At 44.8% G+C, this 19,416-nt stretch carries 24 protein-coding genes and 1 pseudogene; 14 read left to right on the forward strand and 11 right to left on the reverse strand.

Annotation, left to right across the window (positions count from 1 at the left end; translation table 11 throughout):
- Window positions 1-99: 99 nt before the first annotated feature.
- From A936_RS19435 to A936_RS23055, 3 genes are read right to left on the reverse strand one after another with little or no spacing between them, the layout of a single operon-like run.
- Window positions 100-939, reverse strand: coding sequence for a phosphoadenosine phosphosulfate reductase domain-containing protein (locus A936_RS19435; RefSeq protein WP_008460814.1), 840 nt, complete (start codon window positions 937-939; stop codon window positions 100-102).
- The gene (locus A936_RS19440) at window positions 932-4,264 is read right to left on the reverse strand and encodes a hypothetical protein (protein ID WP_034810016.1); all 3,333 of its coding nucleotides are present in this window, start codon (window positions 4,262-4,264) and stop codon (window positions 932-934) included. The genes A936_RS19435 and A936_RS19440 overlap by 8 nt, the downstream gene beginning before the upstream one ends.
- Window positions 4,257-5,147: a DUF4007 family protein gene (locus A936_RS23055; RefSeq protein WP_008460817.1), complete on the reverse strand. Its 891-nt coding sequence runs from the start codon at window positions 5,145-5,147 to the stop codon at window positions 4,257-4,259. Before A936_RS23055 ends, A936_RS19440 begins: the two co-directional genes overlap by 8 nt.
- A gap of 256 nt (window positions 5,148-5,403) precedes the next feature.
- On the opposite strand from A936_RS23055, the gene A936_RS19445 reads away from it, so the two are divergent.
- From A936_RS19445 to A936_RS19460, 3 genes are all read left to right on the forward strand, one after another.
- Complete coding sequence (locus A936_RS19445; protein ID WP_008460820.1) at window positions 5,404-6,099, forward strand: hypothetical protein; 696 nt, start codon at window positions 5,404-5,406, stop codon at window positions 6,097-6,099.
- On the forward strand, window positions 6,086-6,475 hold the full coding sequence (locus A936_RS19450; RefSeq protein WP_008460821.1) for a nucleoside 2-deoxyribosyltransferase domain-containing protein: 390 nt from the start codon (window positions 6,086-6,088) through the stop codon (window positions 6,473-6,475). The genes A936_RS19445 and A936_RS19450 overlap by 14 nt, the downstream gene beginning before the upstream one ends.
- 422 nt (window positions 6,476-6,897) lie before the next feature.
- Window positions 6,898-8,018 (forward strand): IS3 family transposase gene (locus A936_RS19460; RefSeq protein ID WP_085938924.1). Its coding sequence is split into 2 segments (ribosomal slippage): window positions 6,898-7,156 and window positions 7,156-8,018, totalling 1,122 coding nucleotides; the frame shifts between segments, so codons are not numbered across the junction.
- A 9-nt stretch (window positions 8,019-8,027) separates the two neighbouring features.
- Here the strand turns inward: A936_RS19460 and A936_RS23060 are convergent.
- Window positions 8,028-8,282, reverse strand: a complete 255-nt coding sequence (locus A936_RS23060) for a helix-turn-helix domain-containing protein (protein ID WP_008460827.1) — start codon at window positions 8,280-8,282, stop codon at window positions 8,028-8,030.
- A 98-nt stretch (window positions 8,283-8,380) separates the two neighbouring features.
- Between A936_RS23060 and A936_RS19465 the strand changes: the two genes are divergently transcribed.
- From A936_RS19465 to A936_RS19485, 5 genes are all read left to right on the forward strand, one after another.
- Entirely contained in the window at window positions 8,381-8,665 is a 285-nt protein-coding gene (locus A936_RS19465; protein WP_034810068.1) for a helix-turn-helix domain-containing protein, read from the forward strand.
- Between the two features lie 110 nt (window positions 8,666-8,775).
- A complete protein-coding gene (locus A936_RS19470) occupies window positions 8,776-9,099 on the forward strand; it encodes a helix-turn-helix domain-containing protein (protein WP_008460831.1) in 324 nt (107 codons plus the stop codon).
- Between the two features lie 266 nt (window positions 9,100-9,365).
- On the forward strand, window positions 9,366-9,926 hold the full coding sequence (locus tag A936_RS19475) for a hypothetical protein (RefSeq protein ID WP_052154811.1): 561 nt from the start codon (window positions 9,366-9,368) through the stop codon (window positions 9,924-9,926).
- Window positions 9,923-10,270 (forward strand): putative T6SS immunity periplasmic lipoprotein, encoded by a 348-nt coding sequence (locus A936_RS23995; RefSeq protein ID WP_008460834.1) that lies wholly within the window; start codon window positions 9,923-9,925, stop codon window positions 10,268-10,270. The genes A936_RS19475 and A936_RS23995 overlap by 4 nt, the downstream gene beginning before the upstream one ends.
- A gap of 171 nt (window positions 10,271-10,441) precedes the next feature.
- Window positions 10,442-10,873: a hypothetical protein gene (locus tag A936_RS19485; RefSeq protein ID WP_008460835.1), complete on the forward strand. Its 432-nt coding sequence runs from the start codon at window positions 10,442-10,444 to the stop codon at window positions 10,871-10,873.
- Here the strand turns inward: A936_RS19485 and A936_RS19490 are convergent.
- Window positions 10,870-11,322 (reverse strand): acyltransferase, encoded by a 453-nt coding sequence (locus tag A936_RS19490; protein ID WP_008460836.1) that lies wholly within the window; start codon window positions 11,320-11,322, stop codon window positions 10,870-10,872. The genes A936_RS19485 and A936_RS19490 overlap by 4 nt on opposite strands.
- 244 nt (window positions 11,323-11,566) lie before the next feature.
- On the opposite strand from A936_RS19490, the pseudogene A936_RS19495 reads away from it, so the two are divergent.
- The 3 genes and pseudogenes from A936_RS19495 to A936_RS19505 all read left to right on the forward strand — a co-directional run bounded on the left by A936_RS19495 (window position 11,567) and on the right by A936_RS19505 (window position 13,387).
- A pseudogene (locus tag A936_RS19495) lies at window positions 11,567-12,418 on the forward strand (YPO3983 family protein).
- Window positions 12,402-12,863, forward strand: a complete 462-nt coding sequence (locus A936_RS19500; RefSeq protein ID WP_034810070.1) for a DUF943 family protein — start codon at window positions 12,402-12,404, stop codon at window positions 12,861-12,863. Before A936_RS19495 ends, A936_RS19500 begins: the two are co-directional and overlap by 17 nt.
- A gap of 65 nt (window positions 12,864-12,928) precedes the next feature.
- Window positions 12,929-13,387, forward strand: coding sequence for a DUF943 family protein (locus A936_RS19505; protein ID WP_052154812.1), 459 nt, complete (start codon window positions 12,929-12,931; stop codon window positions 13,385-13,387).
- A gap of 69 nt (window positions 13,388-13,456) precedes the next feature.
- On the opposite strand, the gene A936_RS24120 is transcribed toward A936_RS19505, so the two are convergent.
- Window positions 13,457-13,582 (reverse strand): DUF3455 domain-containing protein, encoded by a 126-nt coding sequence (locus tag A936_RS24120; protein ID WP_237717599.1) that lies wholly within the window; start codon window positions 13,580-13,582, stop codon window positions 13,457-13,459.
- A 426-nt stretch (window positions 13,583-14,008) separates the two neighbouring features.
- Between A936_RS24120 and A936_RS24005 the strand changes: the two genes are divergently transcribed.
- Genes A936_RS24005 through A936_RS19515 form a run of 3 tightly spaced genes read left to right on the forward strand, consistent with a single transcriptional unit; the run spans window position 14,009 to window position 15,250 of the window.
- Window positions 14,009-14,275 (forward strand): DUF3289 family protein, encoded by a 267-nt coding sequence (locus tag A936_RS24005; RefSeq protein ID WP_336984905.1) that lies wholly within the window; start codon window positions 14,009-14,011, stop codon window positions 14,273-14,275.
- A gap of 20 nt (window positions 14,276-14,295) precedes the next feature.
- Entirely contained in the window at window positions 14,296-14,808 is a 513-nt protein-coding gene (locus tag A936_RS24010) for a YPO3983 family protein (RefSeq protein ID WP_008460841.1), read from the forward strand.
- Window positions 14,792-15,250 carry a DUF943 family protein gene (locus A936_RS19515; protein ID WP_008460842.1) on the forward strand — a complete coding sequence of 153 codons (459 nt, stop codon included), beginning with the start codon at window positions 14,792-14,794 and terminating at the stop codon, window positions 15,248-15,250. The genes A936_RS24010 and A936_RS19515 overlap by 17 nt, the downstream gene beginning before the upstream one ends.
- 374 nt (window positions 15,251-15,624) lie before the next feature.
- Here the strand turns inward: A936_RS19515 and A936_RS19520 are convergent, their stop codons facing one another.
- The 5 genes from A936_RS19520 to A936_RS19540 all read right to left on the reverse strand — a co-directional run bounded on the left by A936_RS19520 (window position 15,625) and on the right by A936_RS19540 (window position 19,366).
- A complete protein-coding gene (locus tag A936_RS19520; protein ID WP_008460843.1) occupies window positions 15,625-16,149 on the reverse strand; it encodes a DUF3455 domain-containing protein in 525 nt (174 codons plus the stop codon).
- The gene (gene sodC / locus A936_RS19525) at window positions 16,146-16,673 is read right to left on the reverse strand and encodes a superoxide dismutase family protein (RefSeq protein ID WP_008460845.1); all 528 of its coding nucleotides are present in this window, start codon (window positions 16,671-16,673) and stop codon (window positions 16,146-16,148) included. The genes A936_RS19520 and sodC overlap by 4 nt, the downstream gene beginning before the upstream one ends.
- 470 nt (window positions 16,674-17,143) lie before the next feature.
- Complete coding sequence (gene pnuC, locus A936_RS19530; RefSeq protein ID WP_008460846.1) at window positions 17,144-17,860, reverse strand: nicotinamide riboside transporter PnuC; 717 nt, start codon at window positions 17,858-17,860, stop codon at window positions 17,144-17,146.
- A 2-nt stretch (window positions 17,861-17,862) separates the two neighbouring features.
- Complete coding sequence (locus A936_RS19535; RefSeq protein ID WP_008460849.1) at window positions 17,863-18,609, reverse strand: nucleoside phosphorylase; 747 nt, start codon at window positions 18,607-18,609, stop codon at window positions 17,863-17,865.
- Between the two features lie 58 nt (window positions 18,610-18,667).
- Window positions 18,668-19,366 (reverse strand): Crp/Fnr family transcriptional regulator, encoded by a 699-nt coding sequence (locus A936_RS19540; RefSeq protein WP_008460851.1) that lies wholly within the window; start codon window positions 19,364-19,366, stop codon window positions 18,668-18,670.
- Window positions 19,367-19,416 lie beyond the last annotated feature (50 nt).

The raw sequence follows: 19,416 nt of genomic DNA on the forward strand, positions 1-19,416 counted from the left end.
AAAAATGGGGAATTGTACAAAACTAGCAACGATTTTGGTGAAGCTCTACTATTAGATAATAGGGGTATCTTAATAATCTTTGATACCCCTATATATTTACTACTTATGGCAGATTGCGCAAGACCCCCCCCCTTCATCCTCACCATATAGTTCATCTATGTCTATGAGTGATTCCCCGGGGCGTAAAGGATTTATTGGTTTTCTGGCTTTTTCTCGTTCTTTCCGTTTCTCAAAATCAGCAATAATTTGGGCAATTCTTTCTGGCTTTTCAAGGGCGTCTAATGGTTCACCTTTTGTCCAAGTGAAAGGTGAACCATGTTCAATGGCATTTTTTTCATAACGTTTAGCTTCTTCAAATGCTTCAGGATGGCGTTCTTTTAACCTCACCCATTCGATTTTTTGCTGGAAAAAGCAAAACGTACAGCCACTTCTTGAGCGCCAATCGTAATATCTAGGCAAGCCCACACCTGAAGAATCAAGTATGTCCATGACTCCTTTGCGGTCGATTCCGTAATCTCTAAAAGGTAAGCTAATTGTTAAATTAGCATTTTTCGAACTATACCCTTCGCGATATTCCTCATCCGCTCTGATTGCCACGTAGCTAGTAACTGCATCACCTGCAGCAAGCATTGGACGCACCCATTGTTCGAAAGGAGCCAGCTTCAACTGTCGTGTACACCAGCGCGTTTGTGGTGATGGTAGGTAATGATTATATTCTCGTAACCAGAAATCAAAATCACGTCTAGGATTTAACCTAGCAATAGGTTTACCTAAAAAACCTTCTAACCTACCGAGAAATTCATAGACTTCCGGCAGTTCTTTACCAGTATCAGTAAAAAAATATTCAATATCGAGATCCGGTCTAGTTTGACGCATAAAAACAGCCAGTGCTGCGCTATCTTTACCTCCAGAGATACCAAGAACATGTTTTTCAGTCATCAAGAACCTCTTCGCCATGCTTAGCGATTTGTATACAGGCTTTGCCTAGTGCAGCCATTATGATTTCCGAACTTAATCCCTTTGCAGACAATGTATGAATCAATTCGTCGGTAAGTTTTTCAATTTGTCCAGTAAATTGTTCTGGTACATTAAATTCATGTGTAAATGTCTGCATTTCAGCACCGGCACCGATAACCACAGCGAATGCTTCGCTAGTTGGTTTTCGACCTTGTATTGCCACTAAAGCTTCGGATTGTCTGAAATGTAATGCAAAATTAGCGATTTCCATAAGGGCTGAATCAATATCTCGATCATTCCAGTCTCTTGGAGGTTTGTTCGCTGCAAGACTGAGTATGCCTTCGATTGCAATTTTGCTACCGTCATATTTGGATAGTCGAGTAGAGAATGCATCTTGGCGAAGCTCTCCCGTAATGCCAGAAAGTCTTTCTGCGCGTGCTCTTAATACTGACAAGTTGTTTTCATCGGCATTTAGGGCTTTTAACATGCTTGATGCGATTTGGCGTAACAATTTGTCGTAGGCATTCCAAATTTCTTCTATTGGCACTTTCAAAGCATCAATATAATTGTGACCACTTTCTACGTCCAAGGCAGCGGCTAAGTCTATAAATAATACTTTGTGAGGATCACTTGCTTTCAGCAAAGTATCTCTTACTTTCTTGGCCTCAGGTGAAAGTCTTGCAGTCCTTTGTGTCCAATTTGGTAACCCTAAAACCATTCCAACTAGGCTTCTGGCAGCTTCTAAAGGATCTTCTGAGCTGGATATTGCTCCAATAGATGCAAGGATTCTTCCTATTCCATTTAGAATGTTTTGTTTCTCATTATCAATAACAATCCAACGCAAAGCAAATCGTCTTTCATCTTGCAAATATTCATCAATATCAGCATCAGTAACATTTGGAATAAAAATTCCATCTTTATAAATTGCAATATTACTTTTGTGCGCAAGCAAAAATGCCATAAAAATTATAGGAATAGCACCTTTTTTCAGACCAAAAGGAGGGGCTGCCCAAAAGGTGTGTATATCGGAAGCTGATATTTTAATGTTCGCGGTTTGTAACAGTTCATGCGTTTTATCCCAGATGGCTGAAAACGATGAATTTATCTCGCGTGCAGGTGCGACAAAACGATAGTTTCCTGCATCGTCTTTTCTATATAATCCTGTCCGATATAAAATAGTTTCATACAGGCCTCGTGCAGCAGGATAACCTTCTATACCAAGATTAGGCTCTCCCTCATTTTCAAGCATTCGGTATAAAAGCTCTCGTCTGGCTTTAACACTATTACTTGATAAGTTGTCACGATTCACTAATTCACTCCACAACCGTGGAGCTTGGTAATAAACATTATCTGCAAGGGTAGATACAATTGAAGATAGCGTTTCTTTTGGCTCCCATTCAATGCTAACAGCATACCAATGAGCTGTTGCTAGTGCTTCTGCTAATTGCTCTTCTAATGTTGCCTGTATTGCTGTTGTTCGAGCATGAACTTCTCGTCTGGCAACTGCATCACCATTAAGCTCGTGTCCGCGCTTAGTCAATACGGCTTGCAGTGCTAAAAGTTCAGTACCTAAATCTGCGATACGTAAATAGTTATGTGGTAATCCAACAACTATAGGCCATGGTTTAGACTGGGCCGCTTCAGAGCATAAGCGCTTAGCTTGGTTTTCATTGATATTTTTGTCAGGTAGTACAAGAAGCAGTAGCCCAAACTCACCATTTTTGGGTTTAAAGTCACGGGCATATTTATCTATATCATTTAATCCACAAATAGCAATATTCATCCAACGAAATGTGCCAGTCTGATGATAATGTCGCTTAGCGATAATTGGATAGAGATTAGCCAACTTATTGAGCAGATTGAAATCTGTTCCTGACATTGTAGCACGAGCTTGTGACACTGCTTGGTCTATATTAAAATCACTGCCTTCAAAAACAGACCATGCACCTGTGTGTTTTTTAAAAATTATCACATGCCATTTTGAAAGATCATCGAGTGCTGATAAGATTTTTTCTTTGTCTACACTTATGAATAGAGATTCAAGAATAGATATCTCTGCAATTAGCCCAGAGCCGTCTTTGAAAAGATCTAGTATTGCAATACTTTTAATTAGATCTATATGCAATTTGCTATCAGATTTTGCTTCCGCTCGCTCCACAGCATCAGCAGCTTGTGCCCAGCGATGTCCATCAGTTGAAGCCAAAATAAGCTGCTCAAGATTTGCCTGGAGATAGTCGTAATAATTTGATGGTAAATACCAAGTTGCGTCTAGGAAATCTGTTGTATTAAGGAACGTCTGGAATCCGTAAGGTTCAGATGATGAAAGAAAACCGAATGTCGAACGTTCATTCTGTCCAAATTGACGTTTTGATATAGGACCTAATAATGCAGCCATTACAGGATGTAATGGCCAGCAGAGCTCTAATGCATGTTCATATTGAGCCCCAACCATAGGACGACGCTCTCGTATTGCATCAGCAACTGTAAGTGCTGCTATTTTGGCATGCTTAGGTCTTTTATCAACCTTAATTGCTTTACTTATAAGTTCTACAATCTCATCGCTGCCGGCAACAAGAGGTATGTCTGTATATCGTCCCTGGATTTTGGCCCACTCATCGCGAGTCTCAAGACCAAGACGAGCAGCATATTGACTAAAAGACTGGTGAAGTATACCGATTATAACGACTTTACCATTGCTACGGGCTGCAGCTTCAGCCAATTCTTGGTAAAAGTAAATATCATCGCCATTGCCTAAGGCTGATGCTTCAAGAAACTTTCCTAACTCGTCAAGAATGAGCAATGTTCCATCGGCATTTTCTTTTTCTGCGGCAGAACAGAGATATTTAATTAATAGTGATGCTGATTTAGCATAGTCTACTTCGTGCGCACATACTTTATTCAGAGTATGTACGATTTGCTGAATTACACTACCTCGTCGACCAACCACAGGTAATACTAACCAACCTTTTTTAACTTTGAAAACTTTATCGAAGTCACTATCTGGTATTACATTCAATACGCTTCTGGCTTTACGACGAAGAGTCTCATTGGATGATAATGTGCTCGCTAAAGCAATTGCTAGAGATGATTTACCACTCCCGTAGGGACCGGTCCATGTAAAAGCTCGTTGTTGGCTATTAAGCAACTGACTCGACATATTATCAAGTAGAGTTTTTGCGGTACCATTACATACATAGCCGTCAAGTGCATCTTCACGACCAAGGTCGGTATCAATACGAATAGAACGTTGATACTGTCTTGTTAAATGAACCTGTTCTGATAGCAGGTTTTTATTATGTTCAGTCATAAGCCTTCCCAAGCATATTCAACATTACTTTTTCTGTTTCTGATGTTCTTCGATGAACTTGGCGTATCCCTGCTGATTCTGTCCATGTAAAAGAACCCTCAGTCAGTTCTTCCAATGCAAATAAACGTTCTGCAATAGAATCTTCATCAAGCTTAAAAACTCTACCAGGTGAACCTTCACCATAAGCGATTGATTCAAATGATAACGTGCTGCTCTTTTCAGCTTTACGACCCCAAAAATCGATTAAAGCATATGCAAATGCTCCGTCCGATAGAGTGATTTTAGGCCCCCTGCGGAACGCGTAATGTCCTTTACTTTCTTCTGATATAAGGCACAGCTCCCCAAGCATTGGTTCAGCGAAATCTTCTGGCGTTCCCCCAATTGACCGTGGGGCATAACTACGTAAGCATGTTTCGATATCTCGTGATAGGGTCATTGTGGAAAGCTTCCGGCTAGGGCTGCATTGGGCTGCGTATTCAACCAAAAGGTTTCGTAGGTCTTCTTGGGTAAATGTGGGAGATACTACATGGTTAAAAAACCAGTACCAAGTCGTCGAGCGATATCCTCTTCCAGATAGTTGCCAATGGCTCAACCATGATGTCGAAGGATGTTCCGAGTAAGGATCTAACCCATTTTCATCAAATATTTTTCTAGCGAAATCAGTCAGTTTAAATCTTCCATCCTCTTCTCGAATGACCTCACACGCAAGAGCCCAATGTTTGATTGATGCGACCATGTTTTTACCAACACCAAATTTGGCTATAGCTTCGTCATCAGAGAAAACAGATTTATCGATGCATCCATCTGAGGTTGCGCAACTGTAGGCTTTTTTGAGCCACATCTGTCGTAGTGGAAAGGTCTCGTGACCTGAAAAATGAGCCATGACGTATCCTAATGCAGTAACAACTAAATATGTGCTGATTGTACATGAACTGGAGAGTTTCTCCAGTAGTAGGCTTGCATCAAAATCAAATCTTCTCAGCTAGATTTTTTTTTGAGATTCTTTTATTTTTTCATTAATATTCAATTTGTTAACTGTTTTTTTTTGTCGTTCGGCTGAAAGGCATTGTAGGAAGGGGGCTGGCCTTGAAAAGGCTACTTTGATAGGGTGCAACAAAGATCACTGCTATGGTGTGTAAATGAAAATCGATGATGCAGTAGAGACGCTAGCTCATTTTTTCAACGATTTTATTGGTGCTTGGGTTCCTGGGGTGGTACTAGCTGCCGGTTTTATAGTCATGCATATAGGGGATGAAGCATTCTTAAGCGTTGTTGATGTAATGGACAATAGTGCAAGTGTATGGTTTCTTGCAGCTATACTTTTTGCATTAGGCCATTTAATTACTGCATTTTATCAAATAATTTTAAAAGACATTCTTAAGATGCTGAAAATATCTAAAGGTTTTGATGAAAATAAAGCTAAGGAGCGGCAGTCTTATAAATTTTTCTTAGAATTAGTCAACAAAAAATTCGTATGCAGTGAGAGTGATAGCTGGAGTTACCATGATTTAAGGAGTGTCGCGTTATCTATTTCTCAGGAAGCGTCAGCTCTAGGACGGCGATTTATGTTTATTTCTTTATTGTGCAGTGGTGTCGGAACTGTATTAATCATATTTATTGTCGATTTTTTAATGTGTTTGCTTTTCTTTCCGGAGTTATTGCAACATTATCGAGTTGCTCCTCATTGGTTTGTTCAGTTAGTCATTTTATCTATAAGCGCAGTGTGTTTATTTAAACAAGCTGATCTTTTTTTTAATAGAGCAATGACTACACCATTCTCAGTTGCATTAACAGAAATTAATTTAAAAGGGCTTAAACTAGATGAAGTTGAATAAGAAAACTATATATTTAGCCGGTGGTTTCGCATCTCAGTGGCAACTGACTGCTCATAAAATGCTAACTGGGTTTATATTAAAGGATCCAAGTCTGCATAATATTGATGATCCTAGCCATTATACTCAATGGGATCTGGATGCTATAGCACATTCTGATATTTTACTAGCTAATATGGAATCAAGCAATCCTGGAGGATATGCTCTTGCTTTGGAAGTTGGATACGCCAAAGCTCTAGGGAAAGAGATCATTCTTGTCGACCAAATTGAAAATGATATTATAAAAAAATATTTTGAAATGGTTCGGCAATGCAGTAACCATGTTTTTGATAACCTCGATGATGCTCTTTTTTTTATATTAGAAAAGAATTCATTTTAATATTTCCATATCGATTTGCTTTCAATATTGAAGCATGATAAGAATGATTTAAGGGATATAATCATTCATCATACTCACCTATATTTTAGTCAGATTTATTGTCGAGTTTGATCTCACTCCCGGATATTCAGTCCAGCATAATATTTTATGCTGATGTAATTCGTTGGTGTCTGCTCAATCCTCTCGGTAATACATCTCCTGCAACACAATATCCATAAGTGGTGGATTTCTCACAGCCATCAGCATATCAAGGTTCATCAGCAGCACCACCCGACACGCTGGCGCGCAGGCAGACTCCAATAGCCAGCGCAAAATAGTGGGCGGTGAGTGACGCCACTTCTGCTGGCGTTGTGACCTGCTCCCCGTTGATTAATACACCGCGATGTTAGTAATGTCTTCATAAGCCACATGAGGACATCCCCATGAAGAAGCGTTTTTCCGACGAACAGATCATCAGTATCCTCCGCGAGGCTGAAGCCGGGGTTTCTGCCCGTGAGCTCTGCCGTAAGCACGCCATTTCCGACGCCACCTTTTACACCTGGCGTAAGAAGTATGGCGGTATGGAGGTGCCCGAGGTTAAGCGCCTGAAGTCGCTTGAAGAAGAGAACGCCAGGCTCAAGAAGCTGCTTGCCGAAGCCATGCTGGATAAGGAGGCGCTTCAGGTGGCTCTGGGGCGAAAGTACTGACGACAGGCCAGAAGCGGGAAGCCGTGGTGTTGATGTGTGATGCGACCGGTCTGTCGCAACGTCGTGCCTGCCGGCTTACAGGTTTGTCCCTGTCGACCTGCCGTTATGATGCTCAGCGTCCGGCTGCTGATGCACATTTATCTGGGCGTATTACCGAGCTGGCGCTTGAACGCAGACGTTTTGGTTATCGGCGCATCTGGCAGTTGCTGCGTAGGGAGGGCCTTCACGTCAATCACAAGCGGGTATACCGTATTTACCACCTTAATGGACTGAGCGTAAAACGCAGACGACGCCGCAGAGGGCTGGCGACCGAACGGTTTCCGCTTCTGCGCCCGGATGCACCGAACCTTACATGGTCGATGGATTTCGTTATGGATGCACTGGCCAACGGTCGAAGGATCAAGTGCCTGACCTGTGTGGATGATTTCACGAAGGAGTGTCTGACGATCACCGCTGCTTTCGGTATTTCAGGCGTTCAGGTCACGCGTATTCTGGACAGCATCGCGTTGTTTCGGGGATATCCGACGACAATAAGAACCGATCAGGGTCCGGAATTTACCTGCCGCGCGCTCGATCAATGGGCCTTTGAGCATAGTGTGGAACTCCGGCTTATCCAGGCAGGTAAGCCAACGCAGAACGGATTTATTGAGAGTTTTAACGGACGCTTTCGCGATGAGTGTCTGAATGAACACTGGTTCAGCGATATTCTTCATGCCCGGAAAACGATTAATGACTGGCGGCAGGATTATAACGAGTGCCGTCCCCATTCATCGCTGGATTACCAGACACCAGCTGAATTCGCAACGGACTGGCGAAACAGGAAATATGAAGAAAAACCAACCGACATTACTAACTGAAGGTTGTATCTAATCCTGGGGGCAGGTCAACCGCTCACGATCAACAATCTCCCCATCAGCCCCAACATACCGCTCAGGCCATATCTCGCTCGGATGAACCTCAAGCGCCTTAGCAATCAAAAACTCACCTTTTGGCCACGGACGCGTTAACGCATTCGCTAGCGTTGAAGAAGCCAGGCCACATTCTCGTGAAAGTGCCGCCAACGATGTTCCTTTCTTGCGTAAACCGGCGATGATATCCGCTGAGTGCCAACCTTTAGTCATGATTCCCTCCTACTGTTACCTGTAAGTGGATGTGCTACAAATCAATGCTACGTTATTCGTAGTATCGTGTCTAAATAAATACTACGAATATCGTAGTTATGCGAACCACTCCCAATTACCGTGAAATTTTCTGCAAAAGGCTCAGGGCATCACGCCTTGCCAGCGGTCTTTCGCAGAAAAAACTCGGTATGTTGGCGGGTATAGATGAGTTTGCAGCAAGCACACGTATCAATCGGTATGAGCGTGGGATCCATGAGGTTGATGTTCAGACTGCCCAACATCTCGCAATTGTATTGAATGTGCCACTGGCCTACTTTTATGCCGATGACGATCAACTTGCAGAGTTGATCCTCGCCTTTGGTCGATCCGTATCTCAAAAATGAAAAGAGTTTATTTTGGTCTTAGGTTGTAGGGCTGCGTATAGACTCAAATTTGTAACGAACTACGTTACTCGTAGTAGTAGTTGAGTCTTAAAGCTACGACTATCGTAGCTATGAATACTCAAACTAATTACTCAGCCGTTTTCTGCCAGCGTTTAAAAACCGCTCGCTTAGCAAAAGGTCTTTCGCAAAAGAGTCTGGGCATTCTTGCCGGAATCGATGAATTTGTCGCAAGCACTCGTATAAACCGCTATGAAAAGGGCGTTCACCAGGCCGGTATTGACGTTGCTCAACAGCTTGCTAACGCTCTTGAAGTGCCGCTGGCATACTTCTATATGGTTGATGATGAACTAGCGGAATTGACGCTTAGTTGGTCCAAACTTTCTGATGAAGAAAAAGACAAGATCTTTGCCTTCATAAAAAACAAATCCTCCTGATTTCTGCATAATACAGCCAACTTATTGGTTCTATTATCATCCTTAATGCTTATCTTTATTGTATGCTATTAACTATTGCGATTATCGCTGAGTGATGTTCATATTAAAATGCATTTATATGTTATCCATGCTTGTTAATGGCTTAATATTCGTGACCATCATCTAACTTTGCACGATTTAAGAACAATCTCCCAACTGGTTATTAGCTTTAATTATCACAGGGTAGTACGATGGGCAATTAATCATAACACGAAAAGGGATTTTTAATGGTAGTTGGTGAAAGGACAAAACCTACATCGGGCACACCTATAACTCCCGGAGGAGTCAGGCAGTTAACATTAGGTGAGATTGCATTAGCTAAGACTCTTTATGGTAACAGTATAAATTACAGCAGGGTTTGGGTTCATAGGAAAAGTTACCTTCCCTTTAATCTACAGCCAGTTGGTGTTGCTATGAGCCCAAATGGAGAGATGTGGTACAGGGAAGGTACATATTCACCTGATTTCTCATTAGAGACAGAGATACAAAAAAAACACCTGTTTATGCATGAGATGATGCATGTGTGGCAATCACAAAAAGGGATGTTTGTGAGAACACGTGGAATGTTCTCCCGGTTCGCCGATTATAGCTACAGTTTGAATAAAACTGATTTACTTCGCTACGGATTAGAACAGCAAGCGTCAATAGTCAGTGATTATTGGCTTTTGTTAAATTATGGCTTACAGGGTCATAGCGCCTTGCATGAATATCGTAATTACAATGCTAATGAACCTGTTCATTCATTGATCTCAAGATACAAATCGATTTTAAAGGGGTTCCCCGGGTGAGGAAAATAGCGTCTATATTTACGGCTATGATTTTGCTGACAGGTTGCCCAGGGGGTAAACCTGCGCCACAGGCAAGATATACGTACATCAATGAAGAAAAGCTCTGTTTCAGCGTTGATAAAAATGATGTATTGAATTATTACCGAATAGAATCAACTCAGGAAACGGGATACGCCGTAATAAAAAATGATGAAGGGCTACATCTAACATATCCCGATAATTGTATCAATGTGAAATGGAAGTACGGCTATAGCTATGCCATTTCTTATGGCCTGAATGATAAACGCTATATACACCGATTTTTTATTGACAACAATGGGCAGCTCACCAATACGGACTATTAGTAATGTCTTTGCCTGCTTATTTATTTTTAGCGGAAATGGAGTGCAAATTGTTGGCGATTGTATACTGCCTGCCCGAGGGGCTACAGGGTTATAAGCAGGAACTCAAGAGTCAGTGAATTTTTCTTGGGAATGATCCACACGATCGGTGCCGGATTAAACAGGGAATAGATTATGCCAAACAACACGGTTATTAAGAGCCTGCATTTTACGTTAACGGCTGTGCTGTTATTGCTTGTGAGTGGTTATGCGGCATATCAGCATTACTTCAATGGTCCACCGAATGATGTGTTTTTCTCCCGCCAAAAAGTCGCCGATACTACGTTCTTATATATCACCCGCTACAACGGCGGAGGCGCTACGGTTTCGGATGTCTATCGCTATTATCTGGATGGCAATCTAGCGGGCGATCCAATGGAGCATCTGAAGAATCGTGCCCCGTTTTTGATATCAGCAGTAAGCAATGCAAAGGTTACGGGTTATGGCAGCCACGTTAATGTCACGCTCACCGGCCGTGTGTATTCGTTTACCAACTCAGACTTGTTCTATTCCGATGGCGTCGCGATTATGCCGGTTATCAGCTTTACGGCTAACGGCAGCCGTTAAAACTCCCGCACTAATCTCGCAGGGCTCCCGACATAAACCCCGGCCACCAGAATATCTTTCGTCACCACGCTGCCTGCGCCAATCACCGCGCCGCTGCAAATATGCTCCGTCAGGATAGTGCTGCCGCTGCCTATGGTAACGTTATCGCCGAGGGTAATGGCTATCCAGTTCTCCGGGTTGGGGTCTGGCCTGCCGCTGCGAAACAGGTCGTTGGCGAAGGTGACGCCGTGGCCGATAAAGCAGTTTTTGCCGGTGGTGACGTTTTCGCACAGGAACGAGTGGGACTGGACGCGGGTACCAGAGCCGATCACGCAGTGGCGCTGGATCTCAACAAAAGGCCCGACGAATACGCCGCTCTGCAGCGTGCATTCGTAGAGGTTGACCGGCTCCACAACGGTGACGTCGTCGCTGGCAATTACGTCGCGGATGCCGCTTTTTAGTATTTTCATAGTGGTCTGCCCCGGTGAATAGAATGAATTTTATTGAGCATAACTCATGGGCTTTTATGATCCCAATTTATCGTAGAGCCATTGGTGGCGATATAAATCAACATTTCTGATGTGAATAAAATCTCAATTAAGAAATCTGAATTCAGACTCTTAATAATGTACAACATTTACACAGCGGCTAGTGGCTGCTTATCATGGCGGGCTACCTGGATGGTATAGACAAGAATATACAAGGATGTGATGTATGTCGGCATTGAAATTTCCCTGCAAGATATTTGAAACCCAGAAAAAGATGGATGACAAAAACGCCAAAGATATGAAGTCCGGCGATCTGTCCGAAATCGATCTGAAGGCAAAATTCCACCTGACAGATATTTCTACAAGTATAAATCCTTACACGTTGACGGAGATCCCTTCATATGAGCATCCGATGGTGCAGTTCTTTCGCCCTAAGAAGGAGATAAAAAAATTGACAAAATGGGAGTGCGCTCGCATCCTCTTTGATGAGTTCCGGTATTTATCACGTCCTTTTTCGTGGGACGGTCCTTACACATCTTTGATCGAACTAATGATCACGCACATGCAAAAGTGTGGCGGGAAGCCCTTTAGTCATCCCTTACTGAATAGTGCGCTGGAGGAGAAAATATTGAGCGATCGCTCGGAGGAAAACAGTACGCGGCTCCGTCTGAAGAAAGTTTTTGATATCCAAATTTATTGGGAGCGTAGATGTTATCCTGCAAAATATAAAAATGAGCTAACAGAAACAATTATGAACGGAATACTACCAAAATTCGATCGTCTTCGGGATCGGGTGAATGGTATGGGACTTACCGTGCATGATACCTGGGCAACGCATATCACAATTAAGTCCCTAACGATTGATAACGAAAAATATCACGCTGAAATTCACTATAAAGTTCAGGATCATTTTTGATTGGATGATGATGATATTTTAAAAATAAAATTTAAAAGTATTCGATTATTTCGTATATGGTTTGTCCTGCAACGCTACAGCGAGTTTGCCTTCAAACCCTTTATTACCAATATGGAAGCCACTATTCATATTATTGGGCGGCGAAATGCAGTTAAAAAATAAAATGATGGTGGGTTTTTTCTGTCTGGCTGGATGTATAGTGGCGGTATACTGCTTATGGCTGCTCTTTCGATCTGTTGAAATCGTCGCTGTTCATCAGAGAAATAACTACAGCAGTATTTTGGTCAAGAACTTCCCGTTCACAGACAAAGGTAAGATTGACTGGTGGTTAGAAAATAAGGATGCACTTAAAGCAAAGTATGATATTCCAAAGCCTGCATCTTATGGGGGTTTTACTATCACTATTTGGCTTTTTAAGGATGGCTATAAAGAAGAGGGTAAGTATGACAGGCTTTGTTTTGATGATATGAATACCAAAATAAACTGCATTGATAAAAACTCTGTTTTTACTATAAGGAAGAGTAAAAACAGAGGAATTACATTTACTGTGGATGATGCTATTTATCGAGAGGAAGAGAACGGTAAGATTGTCAGGCTTGAATATTAGAATATAATTTCTGCAGTTTTGAATAAACAGAAAATGCTTTATATTTTAGTCAGTTTTTTGGAGTGATTAAATTGAAAGGTAACATAATAAGGGGACTGAAATTTCTAGCTGGCGGTCTATTGGCAGGATATTGCTTATGGTTAGCATTTCGACCGGTAGAAATTGTTGCAGTTCATAAGAGAAATAGTTATAGCCACATTTTAGTGAAAAACTTCTCCTTAACAAATAAAGGTAAAGTACACTGGTGGTTGAAAAATAAAGATATGCTCAAAGAAAAATATGATGCTCCAGGTACAGGGAAAGATGCTTTTTTTGAAATTATATTTTGGTATTTTGGGGCCGGTTATGTAGAAACGGATGGTTACGATCGGCTATGTTTTGACGATCTGGAGCCAACGTTAAATTGTATCGATAAAGATAAAGCTTTTACGGTGTGGCAGGATAGATATAAAAATACAGTAGTTATTTTTCGTGATGGTCAATATCGATTAGGCGAAAAAGGGGAGCTGATAAAATATCTGTAAACGCCCGTTCCCCTGAAGACAACTCCATCAGCACAAAGCCCCGGCCTTCCGGCAGGACTTCGCAGGCTGCTACTTCGTATAGAACTTATAAGTCGCCGTATAAGGCACTTTCAGCGTCGCGCCAAAGGTCGCCGGGTCGCAAACCGTGGGGCCGGTTACGCCGCCGTGGGTGTCCACACGCTGGATGCTGCTCACGTTGGCACAGGCCCGGCTGTGCGTCTGAAGTGCCGGTCAGCAGCAGCCACGGAATCGAGCCTTTATCTTTTGACGGGCGAGTGGCGCTTAGCGCGCCGGCCACCATTTTGCCGTCCTGCATGCCTGGCCCGCAGTTCGGACTAGTGTGCACGTGGAAGCCGTGAATGCCCGGCGGCAGGCCTTTCAGGGTACCGGCTCCGATCTAGCCGTGGCGCTGGGGAACGACGTAAATCAACATCTCTGATATGAATAAAATCCCAATTAAGAAATCTGAATTCAGACTCTTAATAATGTACAACACTTACACAGCGGCTAAAGACTGCTTATCATGCCTGGCTACCGGGATGATAGAGACAACAATATACAAGGACGTGATTTATGTCGGCATTGCAATTTCCCTGCAAGATATTTGAAACCCAGAAAAAAATGAATGACAAAAACGCCAAAGATATGAAGTCCGGCGATCTGTCTGAGATTGAACTGAGGGCGAAGTTTCATTTGGTGGACGTTTCCACAAGGGTAGATCCTTACACAATGACGAAAATAAGCCCATTCAGCCAGCCGCAGTCGATGTTCCACGGCTCCCGGGGAGAAGGTGAAAAACTGACCCGGTGGGAATGTGCTGAGATCCTTTTTGATGAGCTCCGGCACTTGTCCATACTGTTTGCGCTGCACGCCCGTACAACCTGCTGATCGATCTGATGATCACACATATGCAAAAAGGTAATGGTAAACAGTTTAGTCATCAATTACTGAATAGCGCATTGAAGGAACATATTGTTAATGACAAAACCAAAAATAGTACTCTTCGTTTATTAAAAGATGCTCTGGATGCGGAGATCGACTGGGAAAATAAAAGCCTATCTTCTAACGGTAAAAGTGAGCTAAATAAAGCTATTCTAGATGGTAAACTTCCTAAGTTTGATCGTTATAAAGATAATTTTAATGGCCTGGGAATTACCGTGCATGATACCTGTGCAACGCATATCACAATCAAGTCTCTATATATTGATAAAGAGAGATATCACGCTAAAGTTTACTATGAGGTTCAAGATCATTTCGGGCTGGATGATGATGATATTTCTAAGGTCAAATTTAAGTATTTTCGATTTTTTGGTATTTGGTTTATTCTTCAGCACTACAGCCTGTTTGCGTTCAAGCCTTTTATGACAAATATGGACGCCACAGTTGATATATACGGAGAGCGTAATGAGAGTAAAAAATAAAAACACTCTCTCTACTATATATATATCCATATTTTTGCTAGCAAGTTATCTTCTTTGGCTGTCAACTCGTCCGGTGGAAATTATCGCTGTTCATAAGGACGGTAACCATGCCTCTGTTTTGGTTAAATCATTTCCATTTACAGATCTGGGCAAGATCAACTGGTGGCTTAAAAATAAAAAAATGCTTAAATTTAAATATGATATTCCCAACCCTGGTCCAAACGGCTCATTTACAGTTGTTTTCTGGGATTTTGGTGAAGGCTATAAAGAAGAAGGGAAGTATGACAGAAGGTGCTTTAAGGATAAGAAAACAAAGAAAAACTGCATTGATAAAGACTCACTCATGTTTGTTAAGGATAGTAATAATACAGGGGTTTCATTTTGGTTGGAAAGTGGTATTTATAGTATAAAAAATGATGAAATGGTGCGGGAGGATTATTAATCTGGAAATGAATCTCTTCATATTATAATTGTTATATTGAGTATTATTCTGTTGTCTATCAATCGTATTAATGTTTTTCAAATGAGTGACATGCTTCTAAACCCCTTGTAACCAATATGGAGGCCGCAGAGGGAATTAATGAAGTGCATGATAAAATAAAAATTCATGGATGTGGTTTTTAACTGGATGAGTATTATTTTTCGGCAGGATTTGACCATCCTTATGCCCTGTCGATTTTGGTGTTAATGACGGTGAGTATTGCAGAACTAAAAATGCCGAGAGGATAAAAACTAAATATCAATAAGCACCCGTTCCCCTGAAGACAACTCCATCAGCACAAAGCCCCGGCCTTCCGGCCAGGACTTCACAGGCTGCTACTTCGTATAAAACTTATAAGTCGCCGTATAAGGTACTTTCAGCGTTGCGCCAAAGGTTGCCGGGTCGCAAACCGTGGGGCCGGTTACGCCGCCGTGAGTGTCTACGCGCTGGATGCTGCTTACGTTGGCGAACAGGCCTGGCTGCGCTTCGGAAGTGCCGGTCAGCAGCAGCCACGGAATCGAGCCTTTATCTTTCGACGGGCGAGTGGCGCTGAGTGTACCGGCCACCACGCTGCCGTCCGCGGCCTGCCAGTGTGGGCCGTCGAAGTGTTTGCCGACGAGGTGCTTCAGGCCTTTGTCGCTGAACAGGTCGGCTTCCGGGGCCTGGAATACCCAGCTCCCGGTTTTGGCTTCGGCGTCCGCCGCCGCGCAGCGGTAGATCTGCACGCCTCGGGCATAAAGCTCGATTTGCAGGTGCTCGCCTTTGGGCGCGTCGATGGAGGTATCAGCCGCGTTCGCCAGGGCCGGAAGTCCGCCCATCATCAGCGTGAAGCACGCCGTCGTTAAGAAGCGCTTGCTCATGACGTCACTCCGCAAACCATGCGCGCACCGCCGCCGCCGAGCATTGCCGGGTGGTCAGAGTGGTTGTCGCCGCCGGCGTGGATCATCAGCGAGTGGCCTTTTAAGTCAGACATGCGCAGGCGAGGAGCCAGCACCGGGTAGGTTGCGGTGCCGTCGCTGTCGACGTACAGCGCAGGCAGGTCGCCGAGGTGGCCGTTGCCCCACGGGCCTTCATGTTTGCCGGTGTGGGCCGGATCAAGGTGGCCGCCCGCCGCGAGGCCAGCCACCATTTTGCCGTCCTGCATGGCGGGGCCGCAGTTCGGATTAGTGTGAACGTGGAAGCCGTGAATGCCCGGCGGCAGGCCTTTCAGGTTCGGCGTAAAGACCACGCCGTACTGGGTGGCGTGGTATTCAATGGTGCCCGCCGGGGTGGAAGTGCCGCTGGCGTCGACGGTGTTCATGGCGACAGTGGCGGCCTGTGCCAGCCCGGTGCAGGCGAGGGCGGTAATACTCAGCGCCAGTTTTAATGTTTTTAGCTTATTCATCGTTTAACCCCGTACTTTTATTAGAAGGTGCAAAAAACAGATGTCGCAAAATTTTGTGCTGCGGGCTTATGCGCGGCAGTCAGCTGGTTATAACAAACTGTTTTGCGAGTTGTTTGATTGCTCTGATAGGTAAAATTGTGGGTTGAAATTCAGCGTGAAGATTTTTAAAAGCAATATTTTCATAAAGTTATCCTGTGGTCTTGAGCGATTAAAGGGAGAGGCCTGAATGAAAATAGAAACGGATAAGGCAGTAAAAATAGAGAGTGAAAAAGACCTGCTAACGATCGTTAAAAATTATCTCGCTGCTGTGCCTGAAATAAAGTGTAGATGAATACGCTGAGTGGGTTGAAAGCGGTCGCTGAAAATCTCGAGATTTTTAAAAAGCCTTTAATTTTCATCCGGCTTGATAAATAAGATATATCCGAATAACAAAAGGGCCGCTTAGCGGCCCTTAAACTGAATAAAACGATTTAAGCCAGCGGCCGGGAGCCAATCATTCTGGCGCTCTTGATCCACGCCATAGATCCCATTACCGCAATTGCCGTCAGCAGGATGTATTCCAGCGACATGGCATATACGCCCTGAATGGCGTAAATCACCACGCTAATCACGTCGATAACCACCCAAAGCAGCCAGTTTTCGACGTATTTACGCGTCATCAGCACCATCGCGGCAATCGACAGGATCAGCATCGCGGAATCCCACAGCGGGAAGGCATCTGGCTGCAGCTGCGGCATCTCAACCGCCACGCCGACATTCTGCATAATGCCCACCGCAATATGGGTCAGCACGGCGAAGACCGGGTCGATGAAGAAAGTCATCAGCGCGATGGCGACCAAGCAAACTGCCGCCAGCGTGAACGCCTTGCTGCGCGGCAGCCAGCGGATTTTCAGCGCGGCCTCGTTGGCCTCGTTCTGGCGGCTCCACGCGTACCAGCCGTAAATGTTGGCGGCGAAGAAGAACACCTGCAGCAGCAGGCTGGCGTAAAGCTGGATCTGGAAAAAGATCGCCGCAAACAGCGTGACGTTAATCAGGCCGAACAGGTAGTTGATGATCTTCTCTTTGCTGGCGAACCAGATGCAGAGCAGGCCGAAGACGGTGCCGATGGCCTCGATCCACGACAGCGCGTAGCCGCCCTCGCCGAGCGGAATGGTGACCATCACATTCTTAATGCTGAAGAAATCCATGATTACTGCTCCTGGCTGTCAAGATAGAGCGCTTCGAGGGCGAGTAAAATCTCGCGGGATTCACCCTGCAGGCAGGAGTGTTCCTGCTGCTGGTAGTTGTTAATGCCTTCTTCCAGATTGCCGCTGTGCTCAACCACCACGTTAAGCACGGAGGCGATGCGCAAACCGCGCAATGCGCCAACTACCATCAACGGTGCCGTTTCCATATCCGCAGCCAGAATGCCCTTGCCGGACCAGAACTGGTTAATCTCGTCTTCGCGTTCGGTGTAGAAGCTGTCGTGGCTGCGCACATAGCCGCAGTGGCTGGCGTAGCCCAGGCGTTTGGCCTGCTGAGTCAGGTGGTGCACCAGGCCGATGTCCGCGCAGGCCGGGTAGCCTTTGTCGATGTACATCTGGCTGGTGCCGTCGTCCCGCACGGCGGCGGTGGCGATCACCAGGTCGCCGAGGCGAATGTGGTTTTGCATCGCCCCACAGCTGCCGATGCGGATCAGGTTGGTGACGCCAATCTGGCGCAGCTCTTCCACGGCGATGGCGGTAGAAGGCCCGCCCATGCCGGTGGACATCACCAGCACTTCCACGCCGCGGAACCAGCCGCGCAGGGCGCGGTATTCTCGGTTGCTGCCGAAGTCTTCCACGTTGTCCAGAAACTGCGCGACGTGTTCCACGCGTTTCGGATCGCCCGGCAGGAGCGCATAACGGGCGTGCGTCATCTCCCGGCTGAGCCGGATATGGGGCTGGAGTTGGGTCATGATAGTTACCTGGCGTTAAACGAGCCATTTGGCATGGCTCAGGATTGGCTGCTGTTATTTAATGTTCGGCGTGCTGGCGCAGGCGCTGAGGGTCGAGAACCTGAATCTGCTCGCCGTGAATCGCAATGATATTGTCTTCCCGCAGTTCGGATAAAATGCGGTTAATGCTGCGCGGAGCCACCGCAAACTGCTCGCTTAATTGCTGCTTATTAAGCGGGATGCTGCCCTGTATTTGCTGGTATTTCTGCCACAGCACCAGGCAAAGACGCTGATGTAACGAATAAAGAATGTCTTCCCCGGCCTTTTTGGAGAGCTGATAATATTGATCGCTCACGGCCTGTAATATTTTTTGATTAAAGTAATTGTCTAATCCCAGCCAGCGAATAAACTCTTCCCGCGTCAGCACTAAAAGCGCCGCGTCGCTAACCGCTTCTACCGAGCAGATGTATTGCCGCCGCTCGAATATTTCCAGCTCCCCCAGAATGTCGCCTTTTTTATAGCGCGCCTGGGAATATTTTCGCCCGTCGTCGGCGGTGGTGAAAACGTCGATTTCCCCTTTAACAATCAGGTGGAATTCATCGCAAATTTCCCCCTGGCGAAAAATCAGCGAGCCGCGTGGGTAATGTTTTAGCTGCCAGCTGCGCAGAATATCCAGCGGGCAATACTTCAGCAGCTCATACAGCACCGGGTCGCCGGTCACGCGTTCAATGACGTTCAGCCAGTCGCCGGGTCTGTTCTCGTTTTTCATGCTGTTCACTATAAAATTTCCCGTCAAATAAGGACAGGACGCCCGTCCCGCGTTGCCCA

The sequence above is a fragment of the Enterobacter sp. Ag1 genome (genome assembly GCA_000277545.1).
GTDB lineage: Bacteria > Pseudomonadota > Gammaproteobacteria > Enterobacterales > Enterobacteriaceae > Cedecea.